16 protein-coding genes are annotated in these 19650 nt (G+C 66.4%); 6 read left to right on the top strand and 10 right to left on the bottom strand.

The window, feature by feature from the left end:
* Positions 1–17: 17 nt before the first annotated feature.
* From D3226_RS01260 to D3226_RS01250, 3 genes are all read right to left on the bottom strand, one after another.
* Positions 18–1304 carry a M20 family metallo-hydrolase gene (locus tag D3226_RS01260; RefSeq protein ID WP_202380619.1) on the bottom strand — a complete coding sequence of 429 codons (1287 nt, stop codon included), beginning with the start codon at positions 1302–1304 and terminating at the stop codon, positions 18–20.
* Positions 1305–1357: 53 nt separating this feature from the next.
* On the bottom strand, positions 1358–3004 hold the full coding sequence (locus D3226_RS01255) for an amidohydrolase (RefSeq protein ID WP_202380618.1): 1647 nt from the start codon (positions 3002–3004) through the stop codon (positions 1358–1360).
* A gap of 111 nt (positions 3005–3115) precedes the next feature.
* A complete protein-coding gene (locus tag D3226_RS01250) occupies positions 3116–4453 on the bottom strand; it encodes an MFS transporter (protein WP_202380617.1) in 1338 nt (445 codons plus the stop codon).
* Between the two features lie 227 nt (positions 4454–4680).
* On the opposite strand from D3226_RS01250, the gene D3226_RS01245 reads away from it, so the two are divergent.
* Positions 4681–5631: a C-terminal binding protein gene (locus D3226_RS01245; protein ID WP_202380616.1), complete on the top strand. Its 951-nt coding sequence runs from the start codon at positions 4681–4683 to the stop codon at positions 5629–5631.
* Between the two features lie 81 nt (positions 5632–5712).
* Here D3226_RS01245 and D3226_RS14975 read toward each other — a convergent pair whose 3' ends face one another.
* A complete protein-coding gene (locus D3226_RS14975; protein WP_202380615.1) occupies positions 5713–6909 on the bottom strand; it encodes an RsbRD N-terminal domain-containing protein in 1197 nt (398 codons plus the stop codon).
* A 131-nt stretch (positions 6910–7040) separates the two neighbouring features.
* Here D3226_RS14975 and D3226_RS01235 point away from each other — a divergent pair, with 131 nt between their 5' ends.
* Together D3226_RS01235 and D3226_RS01230 are read left to right on the top strand one after the other, a co-directional pair.
* Positions 7041–8675, top strand: coding sequence for a thiamine pyrophosphate-dependent enzyme (locus D3226_RS01235; RefSeq protein ID WP_202380614.1), 1635 nt, complete (start codon positions 7041–7043; stop codon positions 8673–8675).
* A 186-nt stretch (positions 8676–8861) separates the two neighbouring features.
* The gene (locus D3226_RS01230) at positions 8862–9275 is read left to right on the top strand and encodes a TFIIB-type zinc ribbon-containing protein (RefSeq protein ID WP_202380613.1); all 414 of its coding nucleotides are present in this window, start codon (positions 8862–8864) and stop codon (positions 9273–9275) included.
* A gap of 58 nt (positions 9276–9333) precedes the next feature.
* Here D3226_RS01230 and D3226_RS01225 read toward each other — a convergent pair whose 3' ends face one another.
* Entirely contained in the window at positions 9334–9990 is a 657-nt protein-coding gene (locus D3226_RS01225; protein WP_202380612.1) for a TetR/AcrR family transcriptional regulator, read from the bottom strand.
* A 158-nt stretch (positions 9991–10148) separates the two neighbouring features.
* Here D3226_RS01225 and D3226_RS01220 point away from each other — a divergent pair, with 158 nt between their 5' ends.
* On the top strand, positions 10149–10886 hold the full coding sequence (locus D3226_RS01220) for a Pr6Pr family membrane protein (RefSeq protein ID WP_202380611.1): 738 nt from the start codon (positions 10149–10151) through the stop codon (positions 10884–10886).
* Between the two features lie 49 nt (positions 10887–10935).
* Here D3226_RS01220 and D3226_RS01215 read toward each other — a convergent pair whose 3' ends face one another.
* Together D3226_RS01215 and D3226_RS01210 are read right to left on the bottom strand one after the other, a co-directional pair.
* Positions 10936–12660, bottom strand: a complete 1725-nt coding sequence (locus D3226_RS01215) for a long-chain-fatty-acid--CoA ligase (RefSeq protein WP_202380610.1) — start codon at positions 12658–12660, stop codon at positions 10936–10938.
* A 378-nt stretch (positions 12661–13038) separates the two neighbouring features.
* Positions 13039–14115 (bottom strand): 2,3-butanediol dehydrogenase, encoded by a 1077-nt coding sequence (locus D3226_RS01210; RefSeq protein ID WP_202380609.1) that lies wholly within the window; start codon positions 14113–14115, stop codon positions 13039–13041.
* Positions 14116–14299: 184 nt separating this feature from the next.
* Between D3226_RS01210 and D3226_RS01205 the strand changes: the two genes are divergently transcribed.
* A complete protein-coding gene (locus D3226_RS01205; RefSeq protein WP_337248859.1) occupies positions 14300–14848 on the top strand; it encodes a MarR family winged helix-turn-helix transcriptional regulator in 549 nt (182 codons plus the stop codon).
* Positions 14849–14902: 54 nt separating this feature from the next.
* A complete protein-coding gene (locus D3226_RS01200) occupies positions 14903–15934 on the top strand; it encodes an AbaSI family restriction endonuclease (protein WP_202380608.1) in 1032 nt (343 codons plus the stop codon).
* Between the two features lie 84 nt (positions 15935–16018).
* Here the strand turns inward: D3226_RS01200 and nrdF are convergent, their stop codons facing one another.
* The 3 genes from nrdF to nrdI are packed head-to-tail and all read right to left on the bottom strand — an operon-like array spanning position 16019 to position 19579.
* On the bottom strand, positions 16019–16987 hold the full coding sequence (nrdF, locus tag D3226_RS01195; RefSeq protein ID WP_202380607.1) for a class 1b ribonucleoside-diphosphate reductase subunit beta: 969 nt from the start codon (positions 16985–16987) through the stop codon (positions 16019–16021).
* Between the two features lie 49 nt (positions 16988–17036).
* A complete protein-coding gene (gene nrdE / locus D3226_RS01190; RefSeq protein WP_202381474.1) occupies positions 17037–19178 on the bottom strand; it encodes a class 1b ribonucleoside-diphosphate reductase subunit alpha in 2142 nt (713 codons plus the stop codon).
* Positions 19178–19579 carry a class Ib ribonucleoside-diphosphate reductase assembly flavoprotein NrdI gene (gene nrdI / locus D3226_RS01185; RefSeq protein ID WP_202381475.1) on the bottom strand — a complete coding sequence of 134 codons (402 nt, stop codon included), beginning with the start codon at positions 19577–19579 and terminating at the stop codon, positions 19178–19180. Before nrdI ends, nrdE begins: the two co-directional genes overlap by 1 nt.
* Between the last annotated feature and the right edge of the window lie 71 nt (positions 19580–19650).

Here is a 19650-nt window from a genome sequence, read left to right as displayed (position 1 = left end):
GCCGCTGGCAGTACGCGTTACGCGGCAGCCTGCACGAGCGCACCCGCGGCAAGACGCTCGACAACGCCCGTCAGGTGCGCGATCCCCGCGAGCAGATCCTCATCGCGCGTGTACTCCGCGAGGTTGTGGGACACGCCATTGACGCTCGGCACGAACAGCATGACCGTCGGCACCTCATCCTTCATGTTCGTCGAGTCATGGCCCGCGACCGTCATCACCCGATCGTGGGTGAGATCGAGCTGCTCCGCGACCGCGCGCGCCAGCTCGACACCGTCCTCCGGGTAGGGGTTCTGATCCCACGCATGCTCCGCGATCACCTCGATGCCCACGCGGTCCTCGCGCTGCACCCGCTCCACCGTTGCCATGAGCGAGGCGTGCGCGGCGCGGATCACCTCCGCGTCGGGCGAGCGCAGATCGAGCAGCAGTTCCACCTCGCTCGCCACCACGACGGGTGAGTTCGGGTACACGTTCAGCTCGCCGCAGGCCGTGTGCAGCTGCCCCGGCTCGAACTCGTCCACGAGCTCACGCGCAGCAACCACCAGCCGGGCCGCACCCAGCAGCGCGTCGCGTCGCTCCGGCATGAGCGTGGAGCCCGAGTGGGCCTGCTCCCCCGTCACGCGGAACTCGAACTTGTGCGCCGCCCAGGTCGCGTTCACGAGGCCGATCGTCACACCGTCTTCCTCCATGCTGCGCCCCTGCTGCACATGGATCTCCGCGTAGGAGGCGACGCTGCGCCCCGAGGCGCCGCCGAACACCGGGCCCGCGCCCAGCTCGCCCAGCCCGCCCATCGCCTCTGCGACGGTCGTGCCGCGGGGATCGGGAGTCGCGAGCGCTTCGGCCAGCTCGAGCTTGCCGGTGAACACCGAGCTGCCCATCATCGATGGCTTGAAGCGCGACCCCTCCTCGTTGAACCAGTTCACCACGGCGAGGTTGAACTGTGCCCCCGCGGGGTTCGCACGCAGCTCGTCTGCGACGCGGAAGCAGGCGTACGCCGAAGCCATGACGCCGTACGCGCCGTCGAAGCGGCCAGCCGTCGGCTGCGAGTCCATGTGCGAGCCCGTAAGCACGTACGGGGCGCCGGGGACGAGCTCGAGCAGGCCGAACTGGTTACCGATCTCGTCTCGCAGCACCGTGAACCCACGCGACTCGAGCAGCTGCGCGAACCACGCCCGCTGCTCGCCGTCCGCGGCGCTTCCCGCCTGCCGATCCACCCCGTTGGTACCGGGCACCGCACCAAAGGCGGAGTGCGTGGCCCAGTCCGTGAGAAATGCCTGGTCGTTGGGGGCGCCGAGGGTCTCGGTCATGGTGCGTCCTTTCGTGGGAAAACTGGATGGGGCTCCGAGGAGCCGAGTCTGAACTAGCGGCCGTCGTAACTGAGCTCGCCGCCGAGGATGGTCGCGACGATGTCCAGCTCTGCGATATTCAGTGCGGTGAGCGGCGACGCTGAGAACACGGTGAGGTCGGCGAGCTTGCCGCGCTCGAGGGTGCCCCGGCTCGCCACCTGGCCTGTCGCCTGAGCTGCCCAGACGGTGTGCGTGCGGAGCGCCTCTTCGGGGGTGATCGCCTCGTCGGGTCCGAGCACGGCACCGGAGTCGGTGCGTCGGTCGACGGCAGACTGCATGCCGCGGCGCAGGTTGTTGTCTGCCACCGGGAGGTCCGAGGAGCCGGCAAGCAGAATCCCCGAATCGATGATCGAGCGGCCGCGGTACAGCCAGGCCGCGCGATCCGGGCCAACGCGGTCGGCCATCTGGTCGCCGATCGGCCCAATGAACCCAGCCTGCGGGGTCACCGCAACGCCGAGCGCACCCGCGCGCGCGAGCTGATCGGGCCGCGCGATCCCGAAGTGCTCGATGCGGCACGGCACATCGCGCACACCGTAGCGCTCCTGCGCTTCAGCGATGAGGTCGAGGGCGAGATCAATTGCGGCGTCCCCGATGGCGTGCAGGGCGAGCGGCCAGCCTGCGCGGTATGCGCCCAGCGCGCGCTCGCGGTACACCTCCGGCTCGTCGAGCAAGTACCCCGTGTTGTGGTCGTGGCCGCAGTAGTCCTCGGTCACTGCCGCCGTGGCGCCAAGCAGGGAGCCGTCAAGGAACACCTTGACGTGCCCGAATCGCACGCGGTCATCGCCGAAGCCCGCCCGGATCCCGAGGTCAAGCCCTGCGCCCGCGCCAGTGCCAACGAAGTCGTGCGTGTGGCCCGTGAGCGGCCGGAGTGCGTCGAGCGCGGGCATGAGCTGGGCACGCGCGTGCAGGCGGCCCTGCTCGGCCGCCTGCTGGTAGGCCGCGACCTCGACGGTGCTGTGCCCGATCCAACCGCCGCCCACGCCAGCCTCAGAGAAGCTCGTGATGCCCTCGGCCGCGTAGCGCGCGGTCGCGGCCTCGAGCGCGCCCACCAGGTGCTCGGTCGAGTATGGGAGGAGGAGCGCCTGCACAAGTCCCTGTGCCGCCTCCTCGACGAGCCCCGTCGGCGCGCCCGCCGCGTCCCGCACCACGACGCCGCCCGTGGGGTTCTCAAAGCTCGAATCGAGCGCACCAACGAGGCGAAGCGTCGCCGTGTTCGTGATCGACGCGTGCCCGGAGGTGTGGCGCAGGTAGAGCGGACGCCCGCCCGTCAGCTCGTCCAGACGCGCAATGTCGGGAAACTCGCCCCCGTGGTGCGCCTGATTGAAGCCGGTGCCGTGCACCCACGCGCCCGGATCCCCTGCCTCGTCCAGACGAGCAACCTCAGCGGCAACGAGCGCATAGAGCTCGTCGAGGCCGCGCGCACGACTGAGGTCGATCGCCGCGAGCCCGAGCCCCCACCACGCGGTGTGGCAGTGCGCATCGATGAGCCCCGGTGTGATGCAGGCATCGCCGAAGTCCAACTCGCTCTTCGCGTGGAGGCCAGCGAGCTCCTCGTCGAAGCCGACGATCCGTTCGCCGATGACACCAAGCGCCTGTGCGACGGGGCGAGCGGGATCGAGCGTGAGGATCTCACGCGCGCGAACGATGAGGTCGAGCTGCATGCTGGGGTGTCCTTTCCGGGGAAACGCCTCGGGTGCGACGGGTGGGAACGTTCCCATTCCGCCGCACCCGGGGAGGGTGGTGTGCCGCGCTGAGCGCGCGACCAACCGGGGTTAGTGCTTGAAGCCCTCGTACTGCTGGCTCAGCTTGGGCGCGAGGATCGCGCCGACGGTGCTGAGCAGCGAGAACAGCACGAGCATCACGGCTGCGGGCACCCAGGAGTCACCCGATGCGGTCACAAGCGCCGTCGCGATCAGCGGGGTGAGGCCTGCGAGCACGTTCGCGCCGTTGAAGGCCACCGCGACGCCCGAGAGTCGCACCGACGCGGGGAAGAGACCCGTGAGCACCGTGCCCGCTGCGGCAAACGAGTACGTGAGCAGCGAGACCGAGATGACGATGCCGATCGTGACGAGCACCGGCTGCGTCGTCTGGATGAGCAGGAAGCAGGGGAAGGCCACGATTGCCGTCAGGATTCCAGCGCCAATGATGACGCGCGTCGCGCCGTACTTCTGGCCGAGGTGACCGGCGTGCAGCACCGAGAGGAGCTGGAACACGGCGCCGATCAGCGTTGCCATGAGGATCATGTTGCGTTCGATCCCGAGCACGCGGGTGCCGTAGTTCATGACGAAGGTCGTGACGATGTAGAAGCCCGCGGTGCCGAGGATGACAGCGGCGATGCCGACGAGCAGCTGGCGCCACGCCTGCACGAAGACGACCTTGAGGGGAGCCTTCTCGTTCTGGCCGCTCTCCTTCATCTCGGTGAAGACCGGCGACTCGTGCATCTTGTTGCGCAGCCACACAGCGAGCAGCAGGAGTGGGATCGCGAGCAGGAACGGGATTCGCCAGCCCCACGCATCGAAGTTGTCCGCGCTGAGGAAGAGTGCGAGCAGGAAGAAGCCGCCCGAGGAGAGGATCGTTGCGATGGGCGAACCAAGCTGCGGCAGCGCCGCCATGCGGGCACGCATGCTGAGCGGCGCGTTCTCCACGGCGAGCGTCATAGCGCCCGACCACTCGCCACCGATGAAGAGGCCCTGCAGCAGGCGCAGCACGACCAGGAAGATCGGCGCCCACACCCCAATGGCAACGTAGTTCGGCAGAATGCCGATGAGGCCCGTGGCGACACCGATGCCCACGACGGTGATCATGAGCACTGCCTTGCGGCCGATGCGATCTCCCAACCAGCCGAAGATCAGGCCGCCGAGCGGGCGCACCAGGAACCCAACGGCAAGCGTTGCAAACGCAGCCATCGACGCGGCGGCAGCATTGTCGCTCACGAAGTACTGCACGTTGAACACAAGCGCGGCGGCCGTGTTGAACAGGAAGTAGTCGTACCATTCCAGTACGTTGCCGACGAGTGCGCCGATGGAGGCCCGGCGGGCGTCACTCGGCGAGATGACGTTGACGGTCGCGGTTTCCCGCTCCGCCTGTGTGATGTTTGACGTCGAGCTCATCTCGAGATCCGTCCTCTTTCCAGTGAATGGCCCACTCTTCTTCGAGCGACCGGGCCGTGAGTCATGTCGCGCTCGCTCCAATGACAATGCCATTTCCGGCCGGTTCAGGTCACTAGGCAAGTGACGTGGACCGCGGGGCGATCGGTATGCACATGCACATCCGGGGGTGTGCGAAGCTTCGAGAGGCGGGTTTTCCCGCCGTCGCACTCAACGCAGGAGGAGCCGGAATGGCACAGATCACCATCACCGATCGGGGCGCGCTCGACCCCACCGAGGCCATCGCCTTTCTCGAAGCGCAGGGGCACGAGGTCACGCTCCTCGACACGCTCGATCCCGCGGAACTGCTGGCGAAGACGCCGAACTGCGAGGGCATCGTTGCGAGCTTCATCGAACTCGACGCCGACACGCTTCGTGCGCTCCCCCAGCTCAAGGTGATCGCGACCACCTCAGTCGGATTCAACAAGATCGACGTCGCGGTTGCACGCGAGCTCGGGATCGACGTGTGCAACATGCCCAGTGTGGCGAGCGAAGAGGTGGCCACGCACGCGGTCGCTGGCATGCTCAGCATGCTGCGCGAACTCCGCGCGTCATACGAGCAGGTCGAGGGTGGCGAGTGGGACTACTCGGCACTCCCACTGCCTCCCCGCGCGAGCGAGCTCACCCTCGGACTGCTGAGCTTCGGTCGCATTGCGCGCAAGGTTGCACACCGCGCGCTGCCGTTCTTCGACAAGGTCATCGCCTACGATCCCTTCGTCCCCGAGGATGCCTGGGAGGAGGGTGTCGAGCGGGTGCACAGCACCGACGAGCTGCTCGAGCGCTCGAACGTGATCAGCCTGCACGCGCTACTCACCGATGAGACGCGTGACTTCCTGAACCGCGAGACCATCGCGAAGCTGCCCCGCGGCGCGTACGTGATCAATGTCGCGCGCGGTGAACTGATCGACTCGGATGCACTCCTGGACGCGCTCGCGAGCGGTCAAGTGCGGTCAGCGTTCCTCGACGTGCTGCAGGTCGAGCCCGCCGCGGCAGATGATCCGTTCGTCGCGCACCCCAACGTCCAGGTCACGCCTCACTCGGCGTTCCGAAGCGACGCGACCCTCCGCGAGTACTTCATGGTGCCCGCGGAGAACGTCACCCTCGTGCTGCGCGGCGAGAAGCCGCACACGCTCGTGAACTAGGCGTCCGCCTCCCGCGCACGGAGCGCGGTGCGACCCGGCATGCTGTCGGATTGCACCGCGCTCCGTGCATTCTGGGCGGGATCAGCCCCACGCAAGCACAACGCTCGCCGCCTCCGTGGGCACCGTCACGTCGATGCCGGTGAGCTCCGTGAAGCGCCGGAGTCGATTCGTGATCGTGTTGCGGTGGCAGAACATCTGGGAGGCGGCGGCCTGCACGCTTCCGGTCTCGAGGTAGGCGCGAATCGACTCCTCGATCGCGTCGCGCTCGGCCGCGCTGCACTCCGCGAGCTTCGCTTCAAAGTTGAGCACCAGATCGAAGTGCGTGCCGGTGAGTTGGCTCCGCACGAGCCGCGGCCAGTCCGTGAAGCTGCGCCGCACGCCACCGCGCGCCGGAAGCCCGGCGAGCTCTGACGCGAGCCGCGCGCCCGACCAGACTTCTTCGATGCCCTCCACCGTCACGATTGCCCCGAGTGCGCTGCCACGCAGCTCCTGTAGCGCGGGCCGCGTGTGCCACGCCGTCGCCGTGACGAGCAGCAGCAGGGTCGCGCCCCGGTACGACGAGAGGAGCGCCTCGCGCATGCGCGGATCCCCCGCAAGTGTTTGCCGGAGCTCCGCAGCCTCTGTCCCCTCGGCCGCAAGCACAATCCAGTGCACCCGCGCGGGCACCCCCAGCGCCGTTGCGATTTCCACGGCACGCTCAGAGCCCGGCTGCTCCTCGGTGTCCACAAGCTCGGACACGAGCGCCCGCTCCAAGAGTTGCCGCTCGTCGCTCAGTAGCTCGCGCTCCGCCAGGTACCCGTCCTGGGCGTGCCGCGCGTACTCATCAACCACCTGCCAGACGTAGTCCGCATGACGCAGCAGCAGCTGTGCGTCTTCCGCAGTGCCCACGGCCACAAGCGCGTTCCAGAGCACAACATAATCGAGCCGGATCGCGGTCATCAGCGCCGCGCGCGAGATACCCGCACGCGCGCGTGAGGTTCCTACGGCGAAGGCCGCGGCTTGAGACTTCGTGCTTCCCGGGTCACGCATTCGTTCGATCAACCCCGCGAAAGAGGAGCGCGCGGCGATGGCGAGCTCGTCGTCGGAGAGCCGCGCCTCCGTGTACTCCCCCACCTCCGCGAGGCGCACGAGAAAGTCGCGCGCCAAACGCTCGAGGTCGAGCAGGTCGAGCAACGCGAACCAGCGCTCCTGGTCGGAAGCAAATGGCCGGCTCGACAGCGGCGAATCGTGGTCCTCGGGCACAGCGATCATCACGCGGCCCCGGCGCCAAATGTGCACATACCCAAAATGATACCGAGATCCAGTGACGTATGCCCCGCGCGCTGTGCAGATGTACCTGGCAAGGTGGAGGAGTACCACGGGCACCCCTGTGCCCGCGCACGGTCACCCATGTTTGAGAGGAACCCCCGATGACTCACTCGCGCTCCGCAGGCCACCTCATTGTCGAGACGCTCGCGAGCCACGGCGTCGAACGCGTCTACTCCGTGCCCGGCGAGAGCTTCCTCGACGTGCTGGACGGGCTCCACGATTCGAACATCACCAACGTGGTCTGCCGCCAGGAGGGTGGCGTCGGCTTCATGGCATTGGCGGAAGGCCGCCTCACCGGCCGCCCCGGCGTGGCGATGGTGACCCGTGGACCGGGCGCCGCCAACTTCTTCATCGCCGCACACTGCGCGTACCAGGATGCCACTCCGCTGGTCTGCTTCATCGGTCTCGTGCCGATCGCCGATCGCCGCCGCGAGTCCTTCCAAGAGTTCAGCATCGACAGCTGGTTCGGCTCGACGGTGAAGCGCGTGCTCACCGTCGAGAACGCCGACCAGGCGGGCGACATTGTGGCCGAGGCGATGCACGTCGCGGTGTCCGGCCGCCCCGGCCCCGTGGTGGTGGGCCTGCCCGAGGACCTGCTTCGCGAGGTCACGGGCGCGGTCGCGCCCGCACCTCGGGCACTCGCTGCTCCCGCGCCCAGCCGCCCTGACCTCGAGGCGCTGCGCGAGCGGATCGCTCAGGCCGAGCGGCCCTTCCTCCTTGCAGGCGGAGACAGCTTCATGGGTGAGACCGGCAAGCAGCTCGCAGACTGGGCTTTGGAGAACCACATTCCCGTTGCGGGTGACTGGCGCAACTACGACGTCGTGCCGAACAACCACCCCGCGTACGTGGGCTGGCCCGGCTACGGGCGTCGCGACAGCATCGTGGATGCCCTGCGCGACGCTGACCTCTTCATCGGTGTTGGCGCGGTGCGCAGCGACGTGATGAGTGAGGGCTACACCGTCGGGTTCGAGACGGAGACCGTGCTCGTCACCACGGACGCGCAGCTGCTGCAGCACGCGGGCCGGGTGGATCAGCTCATCACTGCGACCCCCGCCGGCTTCGTCTCCGAGCTCGGCGCCCTGGGCGACGTGCGCGGCAGCCGCACCGGCGAGCGCGTCGCAGAGCTGCGGGCCAGCCATGAGCGCTTCACCGCGGTGACCGAGCACGCCCCGGTGACCGGCGGCGTCGACCTCGAGCTCGTGTTCGCGGAGCTTGAGCAGCAGCTCGGCGATGATCGCGTAGTGAGCTACGGCGCGGGCAACGCAACGATCTGGGGCCACCGCCAGCTCACGCACAACGTGCCCAACAGCCTCGTCGGCTCGCGCAACGGCGCGATGGGCATGGCCGTTCCGGCGGCCGTCGCCGCGGCTCTCGTCTTCCCCGAGCGCCGCTCCGTTGCCGTTTGCGGCGACGGCGACTTCCTGATGAACGGCCAGGAGGTGGCCACCCTCGTTGCGCAGAACGGGCGGGCCCTCTTCGTTGTGGTCGACAACGGGAAGTACGCAACGATCGTGGAGCACCAGGAACGCTGGTACCCGGGACGCCCGTCCGGCACGGCAATGGCGAACCCTGACTTCGCCGCGTGGATGGAGTCCTTCGGCGGTCGCGGAGCTCGGCTGGACACGAATGAGGGCATCGCCGAGACGGTCGCTGAACTGCTCGCGCACGATGGCCCCGCGCTGCTCCACCTCGTCATCGATCCCGATACCCCGTCCCCGAGCGGCGCAGGCTTCTAAGCCCGCTCCCGCCCGCTGATCTCGTTCGGATCAGCCCTCCGTTCACGGCCCGTTCCCGCTTCTGCGGGGGCGGGCCGTGCCGCGTTGTGGCCCCGACACCACGCACCGATCCCCGTGCCTGGGAAGCCACCCCCAGTACGCCCGGACACAGCTGAGAGAGCTGATTTCGCCCCTACGCTGGGAGGCATGAACTGCCCCAGCGACGGAACGACCCTGCTCATGAGCGAGCGGCAGGGAATCGAGATCGACTACTGCCCGGAGTGCCGCGGCATCTGGCTCGATCGGGGTGAGCTCGACAAGATTCTCGACCGCGCGCAGGCCGAAGCGGCTGCGTTCACCGCGCCACCGCAGGCAGCGGCTCCGCCCGCGCCCGCACAGCCGGCCGCAGCCCCGCAGCAGTACTCCGCGCCGCCTCAGCAGTACACCACCCCCGTGCCACCGCAGCCTGCGGCGGATCCCCGTCACGGCCAGTACGGCGGCGGCGACTACCGCCAGGATGATCGGCGCCGCGACGGCCGCTCCGGTGACCCGCGCTACGGCGACCCGCGCTACCGCAAGAAGAAGAGCCCGTTCGACTTCCTCGGCGACATCTTCGACTAGCCACCCGCTACTTCGGGCCTCGCGATTTCGCGGGGCCCGTTCTTGTGTGACGTGTGCGCTACTGCGCTGCTCCTGCCGAGCGCGCAATCGAGTCGAGGATCGCGGTGATGCCAGCGCGATAGACGGTGATCCCGTCGATCGCGAGCAGGGCGTCGCGGTGCTCGCTCACGTGCGGGAAGTCGGCGAGGTCCACGGAGCCAAAGGTGCTGATCCACGGGATGGTGCCGTCACGGCTGCTCCCCGTCCGCTCGAGTGCCTCCTGCGCGAGCGCAGCGCTCTGAGCAAGCGTGAAACCAGAAATCGCAGCGTACGCGGTGATCAAGTCAGTGCCCGCAAGCCCCGCCTCTGAAAGCATCTCGAGTAGAAACTCGTCTGAGGCGACATCGCCCGGGCCCACCGGATCCACCATGGCCCATTCCGCGCCGATCGCCGGATGCTCGAGGCTCAGCGCCGCCATCCGCGTCGCGAAGGCTTCGAGCCGAGATCGCCAATCGCCAGCCGCGGCACGCGCATCCGTCGTCGCAGTTGCCGCGAGCCGGTCGAGCGCCGCGCGCGTCAGCTCATCCTTGTTCCGAAAATGACGGTACATCGCGGTTGCATCGACGCCGAGCGCTTCTCCGAGTCGCTTAAACGTGATGCGGGCCTGCGGTTCGTTGCTCGCAAGCTCGAGCACCGCGTCAACGATTGTGCGCTGGTCTAGGCGGCCTCGCTTCATCCGCGCCTCCTCCATGAGTTCGCACTTCGCGCCGTGAATAGGGACCGGCGCACTTCCCCCCAGTCTACTGCGTGTGATCGCGCGACCTCCGCGGGGGCTGCATGCACGAGGTGAAACTGCCGCTCGCGCGCAGCCCCGCAGCGTGGTGAGATAGTGCGGTGACCATTGCCGCACCCACGACAGCATCCCCGTCCCGCCCGTTCGCCGATGGCGCGCTCACGTGGCGCCTCGCCGCGCTGAGCTTCCGCATCCTGGCACTCGCTCTCGTGCTCACGGGCCTCGTGCGCATCACGGGCGTGTTCACGCCCGATCCCAGTTGGGGCGCACTCCGCTACTACACGGTGCTCAGCAATCTGCTCTGCCTCGTGTGGCTGGGCGCGCTCATCGTGCGCACGCTGCGCGACATCGCGGCGAGCGGCCCGCGTGGACACTCCACGCCGTCTGCGCGGTGGAGCGGCGCCGTGATGATGGCCATCACCGTAACCTTGCTCGTCTACCTGGTGGTGCTGGTTCCGGCGACGTTCCAGCAGGAGGGCGACTACGTGCCGTTCTCGCTGACGGACAACCTGATCCACATCATCACGCCGGCGCTACTCATCCTCGATTGGCTGCTCTTCGTGCCGAAGGGTCGCCTGCGCTGGGTTGACCCGCTGCTCTGGGCGCTCATCCCGTACGCGTACCTCGCCTACGCCCTCATATACGGCGGGCTCGGCGGCGAGTTCTTGCCCGGCCAGAACTACCCCTACCCGTTCCTCGACGTCGCCACCCACGGTGTCGGCGGGGTGGCGCTGTGGATTCTCGCGCTCACGGTCGCGCTCGTGGGGATCGGGTACATCTTCGTTGCGCTCGATCGGGCCATTGGCGGCGCGGTGGGCCGCGTCGCCCGCAGGCGGTAGCCCCGATCCCAAGCGCCCGTCTCGAACTCAGGATCGGGATCCGCTCCGACTATGCCTCGTCGTCGTCCGCGGCGGCGCGCACCGCGTGGCGATCGGCGATGAGCGTGTCACGCACCTTGCGACGAAGCACCTTTCCGATGAGCGACTTCGGCAGCTCCTCCCACACCAGGTAGGTGCTGGGCCGCTTGTACTCGGCGAGCTGCTCGCGGGCGGCGGCACGCGCGGCCTCCTCGTCGAACTGGGCGCCGGGTTCGAGCACCACGGCAACCGTCACCACCTCGGCGCCGCTGCCGCGGGGAACCCCCACGACGGCTGATTCAGCGACCCCGGGCAGGCCGTTCACCACGCGTTCCACCTCGCTCGGCGAGACATTGAAGCCGCCCGTGATGATGAGCTCCTTCTTCCGGTCGACCACGGTGACGAAGCCGTCCTCGTCTTGCACGACCAGGTCGCCGGTGCGCAGCCAGCCGCCATTGAGCAGGGTCGCGGCGGTCTCCTCCGGGCGGTTCCAGTAGCCGAGGAACACCTGCGGGCCGCCGATGAGCAGCTCACCCACCTCGCCCTGTGCGACCTGCCGGGTGGGTTCCTCAGGGTCGACAACGCGAATGTCGGTCGAGGGGAACGGAATGCCGATGGCGCCGATGCGCCGCTCATCAGTGAACGGGTTGGCCAGTGCGATGGGGCTCGTCTCGGTGAGCCCGTAGCCCTCGTTCAGCATGCTGCCCGCAAGGTCCTCCCACCGCTTCACAATGGCGGGCGTGAGGGTCATCGCGCCCGAAATGGAGTAGACCACCTGGCTGAGGTCGAGCTTGCCATCGCGGGCAACGCGCGCGAGACGGTCGAACATCGGCGGCACCGCGGGAATGAATGTGGGCGGGAAGCGCTTCGCGGCCTGCGACACGAGCTCCGGGTCAAAGGTGGGAAAGAGCACGGCGCGCGATCCCGTTTCAACCGAGTAGATCACCGAGAGGAGCAGACCGAAGGAGTGGAACATGGGCAGGAGCCCGTAAATGGACCCCTCGCCGCGGGTGAAGTCAGGCATCCACGCCGCGCCCATGCGCGCGTTCGCCCACAGGTTGCCATGCGTGATCATCGCGCCCTTCGGCGCCCCCGTGGTGCCCGAGGTGTACTGCAGGCACGCGACGTCGTCGCGCACTGGGCGTGGGTGCGAGGCCGCGATCGGGGTGGCGCGCTCGAGTCGGGCGAACGGGACCGTTCCCGTCGTCTCGGTGGTGAGGGCGGCACGCGAATTGCGCGCCTTCGCGATCGGGAGGCGCAGCGCGGCGCGGGTCGCAAACGGCATTGCGCGCGTCACATCGACGGCGACAATCGTCTCGATCCCGAGCTCCGCGGGCAGCGCCTGCACGGTCGCCACGACCTTCTCCCAGGCAATCACGACGGTGGCGCCGTGGTCTCGGAACTGCGTCTCGAGCTCATCGCGCGTGTAGAGCGGGTTGTGTTCCACCACCACGCCGCCGAGCCGGAGCACCGCATAGAACGCAATCACGTGCTGTGGCGCGTTCGGCATGATGAGCGCCACCCGGTCGCCGGCGCGCACGCCCAGATCGGCAAGCCCCTGTGCCACGCGGGCAACGCGCTCGCCCAAGTCGCGGTAGGTCACCGTGCGGCCGAAGAAGCTGATCGCGTCGCGGTCAGCCCACTGCGCGCAGCGCTCGTCGAGCAGGTCAACGAGCGACCCCGTGACGGGCTCAATGTCCACCGGGGTCCCGGGGGCGTAGAAGCGGTTCCAGGCGCGCGTTTCATTCAACTGCATGCGTCAAGGGTAACCCCCTCGGGGGTATGCTTCGCCGCTCGGCGGCGCACGGATCGCGGACCAGTCTCGATCGGAATCCGCCCCCGCGCGCCTCGAACACGCGTGCGAGGAGGGTTCGACCGGGCCGAAGACTTCCTGATCCACATCGAGTTTTCCCCACACCCTGTGCACAACTCGGTGGATAACTCGCATCTTTGTGCGGAACATTCTGCACAGTCTTGTGGATAACTCGAAGTGAGCTTCGAAATTACATCGATGTCATTCGCGAAGGCGAGGGATCGCGCTCCGCTCGGGCCTTCCGGAGATACACGAAGCGGCCGGGTCGGGGTGCTCCCCCGTCCCGGCCGCTTCGCGATGCCAGTCAGCGCCGCGTCTGGGCTACAGGCCCTTCCCGGTCGGCGAGACGAGAATCTTGACCGCCGTCTCGTTGTGGTTGATCAGCGTGTTGAAGCCCTCATCTACGAGCCCCTCGAGGCCGATTCGGCCGGTGATGAACGGCTTCAGATCGATCTTTCCGGACTCCACGAGCGCGATGGTGTCGGGGTGCGAGTTCACGTACCCGATCGTGCCGCGCACGTCGATCTCCTTCATTACGAGCTTGTGCATGTCGAAGGTGGCCGGCTTCCCCCAGATGGAGATCACCACGATGACGCCCGTCGGGCGCACGGCGTCCATCAGGGTGTCGAAGACGACCTGCACCGAGGTCGCCTCGAATGCGACGTGCGCGCCCTTGCCGTCGGTGAGCTTCTTCACCTCGGCGACCACATCGACCTCGGCCGGGTTGAGCGCAACGTCCGCGACGCCCGCGTCGAGCGCCTTCTGACGGCGCAGCGGTGACAGCTCGGACACGATCACCTTCACGCCAATGGCGTGCAGCACCGCGGCGGTGAGCAGGCCAATGGGGCCGGCGCCACCAACGAGCGCGGTCTGCCCGGCGACCACGCCGGAGCGCTTCACCGCATGGTAGGCGACGGAGAGCGGCTCGATCAGCGCGGCCTCGTCGAGCGCCACGGACGAGTCGATCTTGTGCACCCAGCGGCGCTTCACGACGATGTTCTCCGCGAGACCGCCGCCGCGACCGCCCAGGCCAATGAAGTTCATGTCGGGCGACAGGTGGTAATCGTTCGACTCGGGGCCAGTGTTCACGTCGTCGCGAATGATGTACGGCTCAACCACCACGTGGTCGCCAACCGCGAGATCGGTGACGCCCTCGCCCAGCTCGGACACGACGCCCGAGAACTCGTGGCCGAGGGTCACCGGCGCATCCTCGCCCGAGATCGGGTGCAGGTGACCGTGGGCGGGCACGAAGATCGGGCCATCGAGGTACTCGTGCAGGTCCGTACCGCAGATTCCGGTCCACGCGACATCGATGCGCACGGTGCCCGGCTCGAGGGGCTGCTGCTCGATGTCCTCGATACGAATGTCTTCGCGGCCGTAGTAGCGCGCTGCCTTCATGTTGTTCAACCTCTCAGTGCAAGGTCGCAACCGACACGAAGTCGCCTGGCCTTGTGGGCCGGGCACCTACCGGTCAGTTGCCGGGTGGGTTTTCGCTCAATCGACGAGGCGATCCGCGCTCGATTGATACATCAATCCTACCGCCTGCTACTGTTGACATGTCAACTATGCGAGGAGGCACGCCGTGACCCAGGCCCAGCGGCGCCACACACCCGACGCGGAGCAGCTGCACATCTGGCGTGACTTCATCGAGTCCGCCGAGATCCTCCGCTCGCGCATGGACCGGCGCCTGGCTGCAGAATCCGCGCTCTCCCTCGGCGACTACCGCGTGCTGCTCGCGCTGAGCGAAGCAGAGACGCACACCCTGCGCTCCTCCGAGCTTGCCGATCTCATTGAGTGGGAGCGCAGCAGGCTCTCGCACCACCTCGGCCGCATGGAGAAGCGTGGGCTCATCACACGGAGTCGAGACGAAGCAAGCTCTCGCGGTGTGCAGATCGGCATCACCGCAGCCGGCCAGTCCGCCTTCCGCGCGGCCTCGGCCCGGCACTTGCACGCGGTGAAGGAGCTCTTCGTTGACGCACTCACCCCCGAGCAGGCGCAGCACGCTGGCGAGATCGCGGCCGCGCTTCGCGGCCATCTCCGGGCGGATGCCGGGGAGCAGCCCGGCTCGGCAGAGCGCCCTGGTGAGCGAGTGCCGGGACCCGAGGGGAGCCCGCTTCCGCAGCCATCGTGACGGGCTGCGCGTGCTACCTATCGATAAGCAATGTAATTCCTGCATACTTGGGGGATGATCGATCGGCTGGAATACCTCTCACGAACGCTGTCACGCACGCGACGCAAGGACTACGAGAACTACGTCATCAATGCGATCTGGCACCGGCTCAGCCCCGAGGTACGCGGACAGCTCAAACCGGTGAGCCAGCAGTCCGTTCGAACCGAAGACGGTCGCCAGTTCTACATCGACCTCTACTTCCCACAGCTGAATCTCGCGATCGAGTGCGACGAACGTTTTCACGAGCACAACCAGCTCGCCGACGCCCAGCGGCAGGCCAGCATCATCACCGAGCTGCGACCGGTCGAGCACCCGGACCTCTTTACCACTCTGACCGCCATTCAGGCTAATGAGTGCGAGTTCCTCCGCGTCCCGGTGCCCGCCCCCGCGGACGCGGAGACTTCGAACGCGGGCCGCGCACCCGAGGCGGTCACCGTCGCGCAGATCGATGCCACCATCGACGCGCACGTCGCCGAGATCACGCGCAGGACAGCAACGGCAGACTTCGTCATGTGGGACGATCTCGATGTCGCGAACGACCCGAACGCCTTCTACGCAGGACGGGATGAGTTCACCGTCGGGGACGGGGTGAGCTTCGCCACGATTGCCGAGATCTGCAACGTGCTGCTGGGCTGCAGCTATCGCGGGATCCAGCGCTCCTGGTTTACGCCCGCTGGCCTCGCCGGGACGCGAGGCACGGACCGCGACTACTCCGCTTACCGGATCTGGTGCCCGAAGCTCGTCGGAACGGTGAGCGATTCGTTCCACTGGCAGAACTCGCTCGCGAGCGACGGCCAGACGATTTACACCCACAGGGGCGACGGCGGCGCCGTCAAAGAGATCTCGCCGGATCGCGTCACCAAGAGCCTCACATTCGCACAGGTCAGGAACCCCGTCACGCGGGAAATCGGCTACCGATTCGTAGGGGTCTTCGAGCGCGCCGCCGGCCCCGCCGGAGTGATCAACGGGGCCACCACGGAGGTTCATCGTCGGGTCGGAGAGCGCTTCCCGAAGATGCCCGCAGCCGACGGCACCGGAGAGCACTAGCGTCGTGCACAGCACGACGCCCGGAACCACGCGAGCGGTTCCGGGCCTCGTGCGCCCGCGAGTGCGGGCCGGAGCAGCGCCGAGTTAGAAGTCCCAGTCCTCGTCCTCGGTGGCCTCAGCCTTGCCGATCACGTAGGAGGAACCCGAGCCCGAGAAGAAGTCGTGGTTCTCGTCCGCGTTCGGCGAGAGCGACGACAAGATCGCCGGGTTGACGTCGGTCATCTCCTTGGGGAACATCGGCTCGTAGCCGAGGTTCATGAGCGCCTTGTTGGCGTTGTAGTGCAGGAACTTCTTGACGTCCTCGGTGAGCCCCACGGGATCGTAGAGATCCTGCGTGTACTTCACCTCGTTCTCGTACAGCTCGTACATGAGCGAGAAGGTGTAGTCCTTCAGCTCCTGGCGTCGCTCCTCGGTCTCGTTCTCGAGGCCCTTCTGGAACTTGTAGCCGATGTAGTAGCCATGCACGGCCTCGTCACGAATGATCAGACGGATGAGGTCTGCCGTGTTCGTGAGCTTGGCGTGCGCCGACCAGTACATGGGCAGGTAGAAGCCCGAGTAGAAGAGGAACGACTCGAGCAGCGTCGAGGCAATCTTCCGCTTCAGCGGATCGTCACCCTCGTAGTAGTCGACGATGATCTGCGCCTTCTTCTGCAGGTTCACGTTCTCCGTGGACCAGCGGAAGGCGTCGTCGATCTCCTGCGTGGAGCACAGCGTCGAGAAGATCGACGAGTAGCTCTTCGCGTGCACCGACTCCATGAACGCGATGTTCGTGTAGACGGCTTCCTCATGCGGCGTGATCGCGTCGGGGATGAGCGACACGGCACCCACGGTGCCCTGGATCGTGTCGAGCAGCGTGAGGCCCGTGAAGACGCGCATGGTGAGCAGCTTCTCGTCGTCCGTCAGCGTCGCCCACGACTGCACGTCGTTCGACAGCGGCACCTTCTCGGGCAGCCAGAAGTTGTTCACGAGACGGTTCCAGACCTCCAGGTCCTTCTCGTCCTCGATCCGGTTCCAGTTGATCGCCTGGACGGCGTGCCCCAACTTGAAGTTCATCGCGTTCCTCGCGCCTTTCTCAGCCAGCAGTGATCGTGTCGGTGCCAAATTACAGCATGCAGGAGACGCACTCGGTCATGTCGGTGCCCTCGAGCGCAAGCTGGCGCAGACGGATGTAGTAGATCGTCTTGATGCCCTTGCGCCATGCGTAGATCTGCGCCTTGTTGATGTCACGCGTCGTCGCGGTGTCCTTGAAGAACAGCGTGAGCGACAGGCCCTGATCGACGTGCTGCGTTGCCGCGGCGTAGGTGTCGATGATCTTCTCGGCACCGATCTCGTACGCGTCGGTGTAGTACTCGAGGTTCTCGTTCGTCATGAACGGCGCCGGGTAGTACACGCGGCCGAGCTTGCCTTCCTTGCGGATCTCCACCTTCGACGCGATCGGGTGGATCGAGGACGTCGAGTTGTTGATGTAAGAGATCGAACCGGTGGGCGGCACAGCCTGCAGGTTCTGGTTGTAGATACCGTGCTCCATGACGGAGGCCTTCAGCGCGGTCCAGTCAGCCTGGTTCGGGATCGTGATGCCAGCGTTTGCGAACATCTCGCGCACGCGCTCGGTCTCGGGCTCCCACGCAGCATCCGTGTACTTGTCGAAGAACTCGCCGGACGCGTACTTCGAGTCAGCGAAGCCGCCGAACACCTCGCCACGCTCGATCGCGATCTTGTTCGACGCGGTGAGCGCGTGGAACAGCACGGTGTAGAAGTAGATGTTCGTGAAGTCGATGCCCTCTTCGGAACCGTAGTGCACGTGCTCGCGCGCCAGGTAGCCGTGCAGGTTCATCTGGCCGAGGCCGATGGCGTGCGACTGCGCGTTGCCGTCCTCAATCGAGCGCACCGACGTGATCGAGCTCATGTCGCTCACCGCGGTGAGCGAGCGGATCGCAAGATCCACAGTTCCCGCGAGATCGCCGCCGTCCATCGCCATCGCGATGTTCATCGAACCGAGGTTGCAAGAGATGTCCTTGCCGATCTCGTTGTAGCTGAGGTCCTCGTTGTACGTGGTCGGGGTATTGACCTGGAGGATCTCGGAGCACAGGTTCGACATGTTGATGCGACCCTTGATCGGGTTCGCCGCGTTCACCGTGTCCTCGAACACGATGTAGGGGTAGCCCGACTCGAACTGCAGCTCAGCGACGGTCTGGAAGAACTGACGCGCGCTGATCTTGGTCTTCTTGATGCGCGCGTCCGCGACCATCTCGGCATACTTCTCGGTAACCGAGATGTCGCCGAAGGGCACGCCGTACACGCGCTCGACGTCGTACGGAGAGAAGAGGTACATGTCCTCGTTCTTCTTCGCGAGTTCGAACGTGATGTCGGGGACCACGACACCGAGCGAGAGCGTCTTAATACGGATCTTCTCGTCCGCGTTCTCACGCTTCGTGTCAAGGAACTTCATGATGTCGGGGTGGTGTGCGTTCAGGTACACCGCACCCGCACCCTGACGCGCGCCGAGCTGGTTCGCGTAGCTGAAGCTGTCTTCGAGCAGCTTCATGACGGGGATGATGCCCGAAGACTGGTTCTCGATCTTCTTGATCGGGGCGCCGGCCTCACGGATGTTTGAGAGCGAGAGCGCCACGCCACCGCCGCGCTTTGACAGCTGCAGCGACGAGTTGATGCCGCGCGAGATCGACTCCATGTTGTCCTCAACGCGCAGCAGGAAGCAGGAGACGAGCTCGCCGCGCTGTGCCTTGCCGAGGTTCAGGAAGGTGGGGGTTGCCGGCTGGAAGCGGCCCGAGATCATTTCACGCATGAAGCCGCGAGCGAGCTCCTGGTCGCCGCGAGCGAGGCCCAGCGCGACCATGACCACGCGGTCCTCAAAGCGCTCGAGGTAGCGCTTGCCGTCAAACGTCTTGAGCGCGTACGAGGTGAAGAACTTGAATGCGCCGAGGAACGCGGGGAAGCGGAACTTCATCGCGTACGCCTCGTCGGTGAGCTGCTCGACGAACTTCGTGTCGTACTGGTCGAGCAGTTCCTTCTCGTAGTACTCGTTGTCGATCAGGTAGCGCAGGCGCTCCTCGAAGTTGTGGAAGAACACCGTGTTCTGGTTGACGTGCTGCAGGAAGTACTGGCGCGCAGCTTCACGATCCTTGTCGAACTGGATCTTGCCGTCTGCGTCGTACAGGTTGAGCATGGCGTTCAGCGAGTGGTAATCCATGTCGCTGATCTTCGACGACGCGAGCCCGGGCTCCATCACTGTTGCTTCCAAAACTGTTCCAATCCTTCGTGGACAACACTCACGTCGTCCGGGGTGCCAAAGAGTTCGAATCGATAGAGGACCGGCACGTGGCACTTCCGCGCCACGATGTCCCCCGCAAGACCGTAGGCCTCGCCGAAATTAGTGTTTCCCGAGGCAATGACGCCTCGGATCAACTTCCGATTGCGCTCGTCATTGAGGAATCGGATGACCTGCTTCGGAACGGCCCGCGTCGCGGGCCCTCCGCCGTAGGTGGGCAAGAGGAGCACGAACGGCTCCGTGACGACGAGCGGCTCATCCTTCGCGTAGAGCGGGATGCGATGTGCCGGCCGTCCGAGCTTCTCAACGAAACGGTGGGTGTACCCCGAAACGCTCGAGAAATAGACCAAATCCGCCATGGTCATCACCTCTATCCGAAGCGGATTGTGCTGCTGAAACGCCCCCGGCGGAGAAGTCCAAGACTTCGTCC

It is taken from the genome of Leucobacter chromiireducens subsp. chromiireducens (genome assembly GCF_016758255.1).
Taxonomy (GTDB): Bacteria; Actinomycetota; Actinomycetes; order Actinomycetales; family Microbacteriaceae; genus Leucobacter; species Leucobacter chromiireducens.
This window is presented reverse-complemented; position numbering and strand designations above follow the sequence as displayed.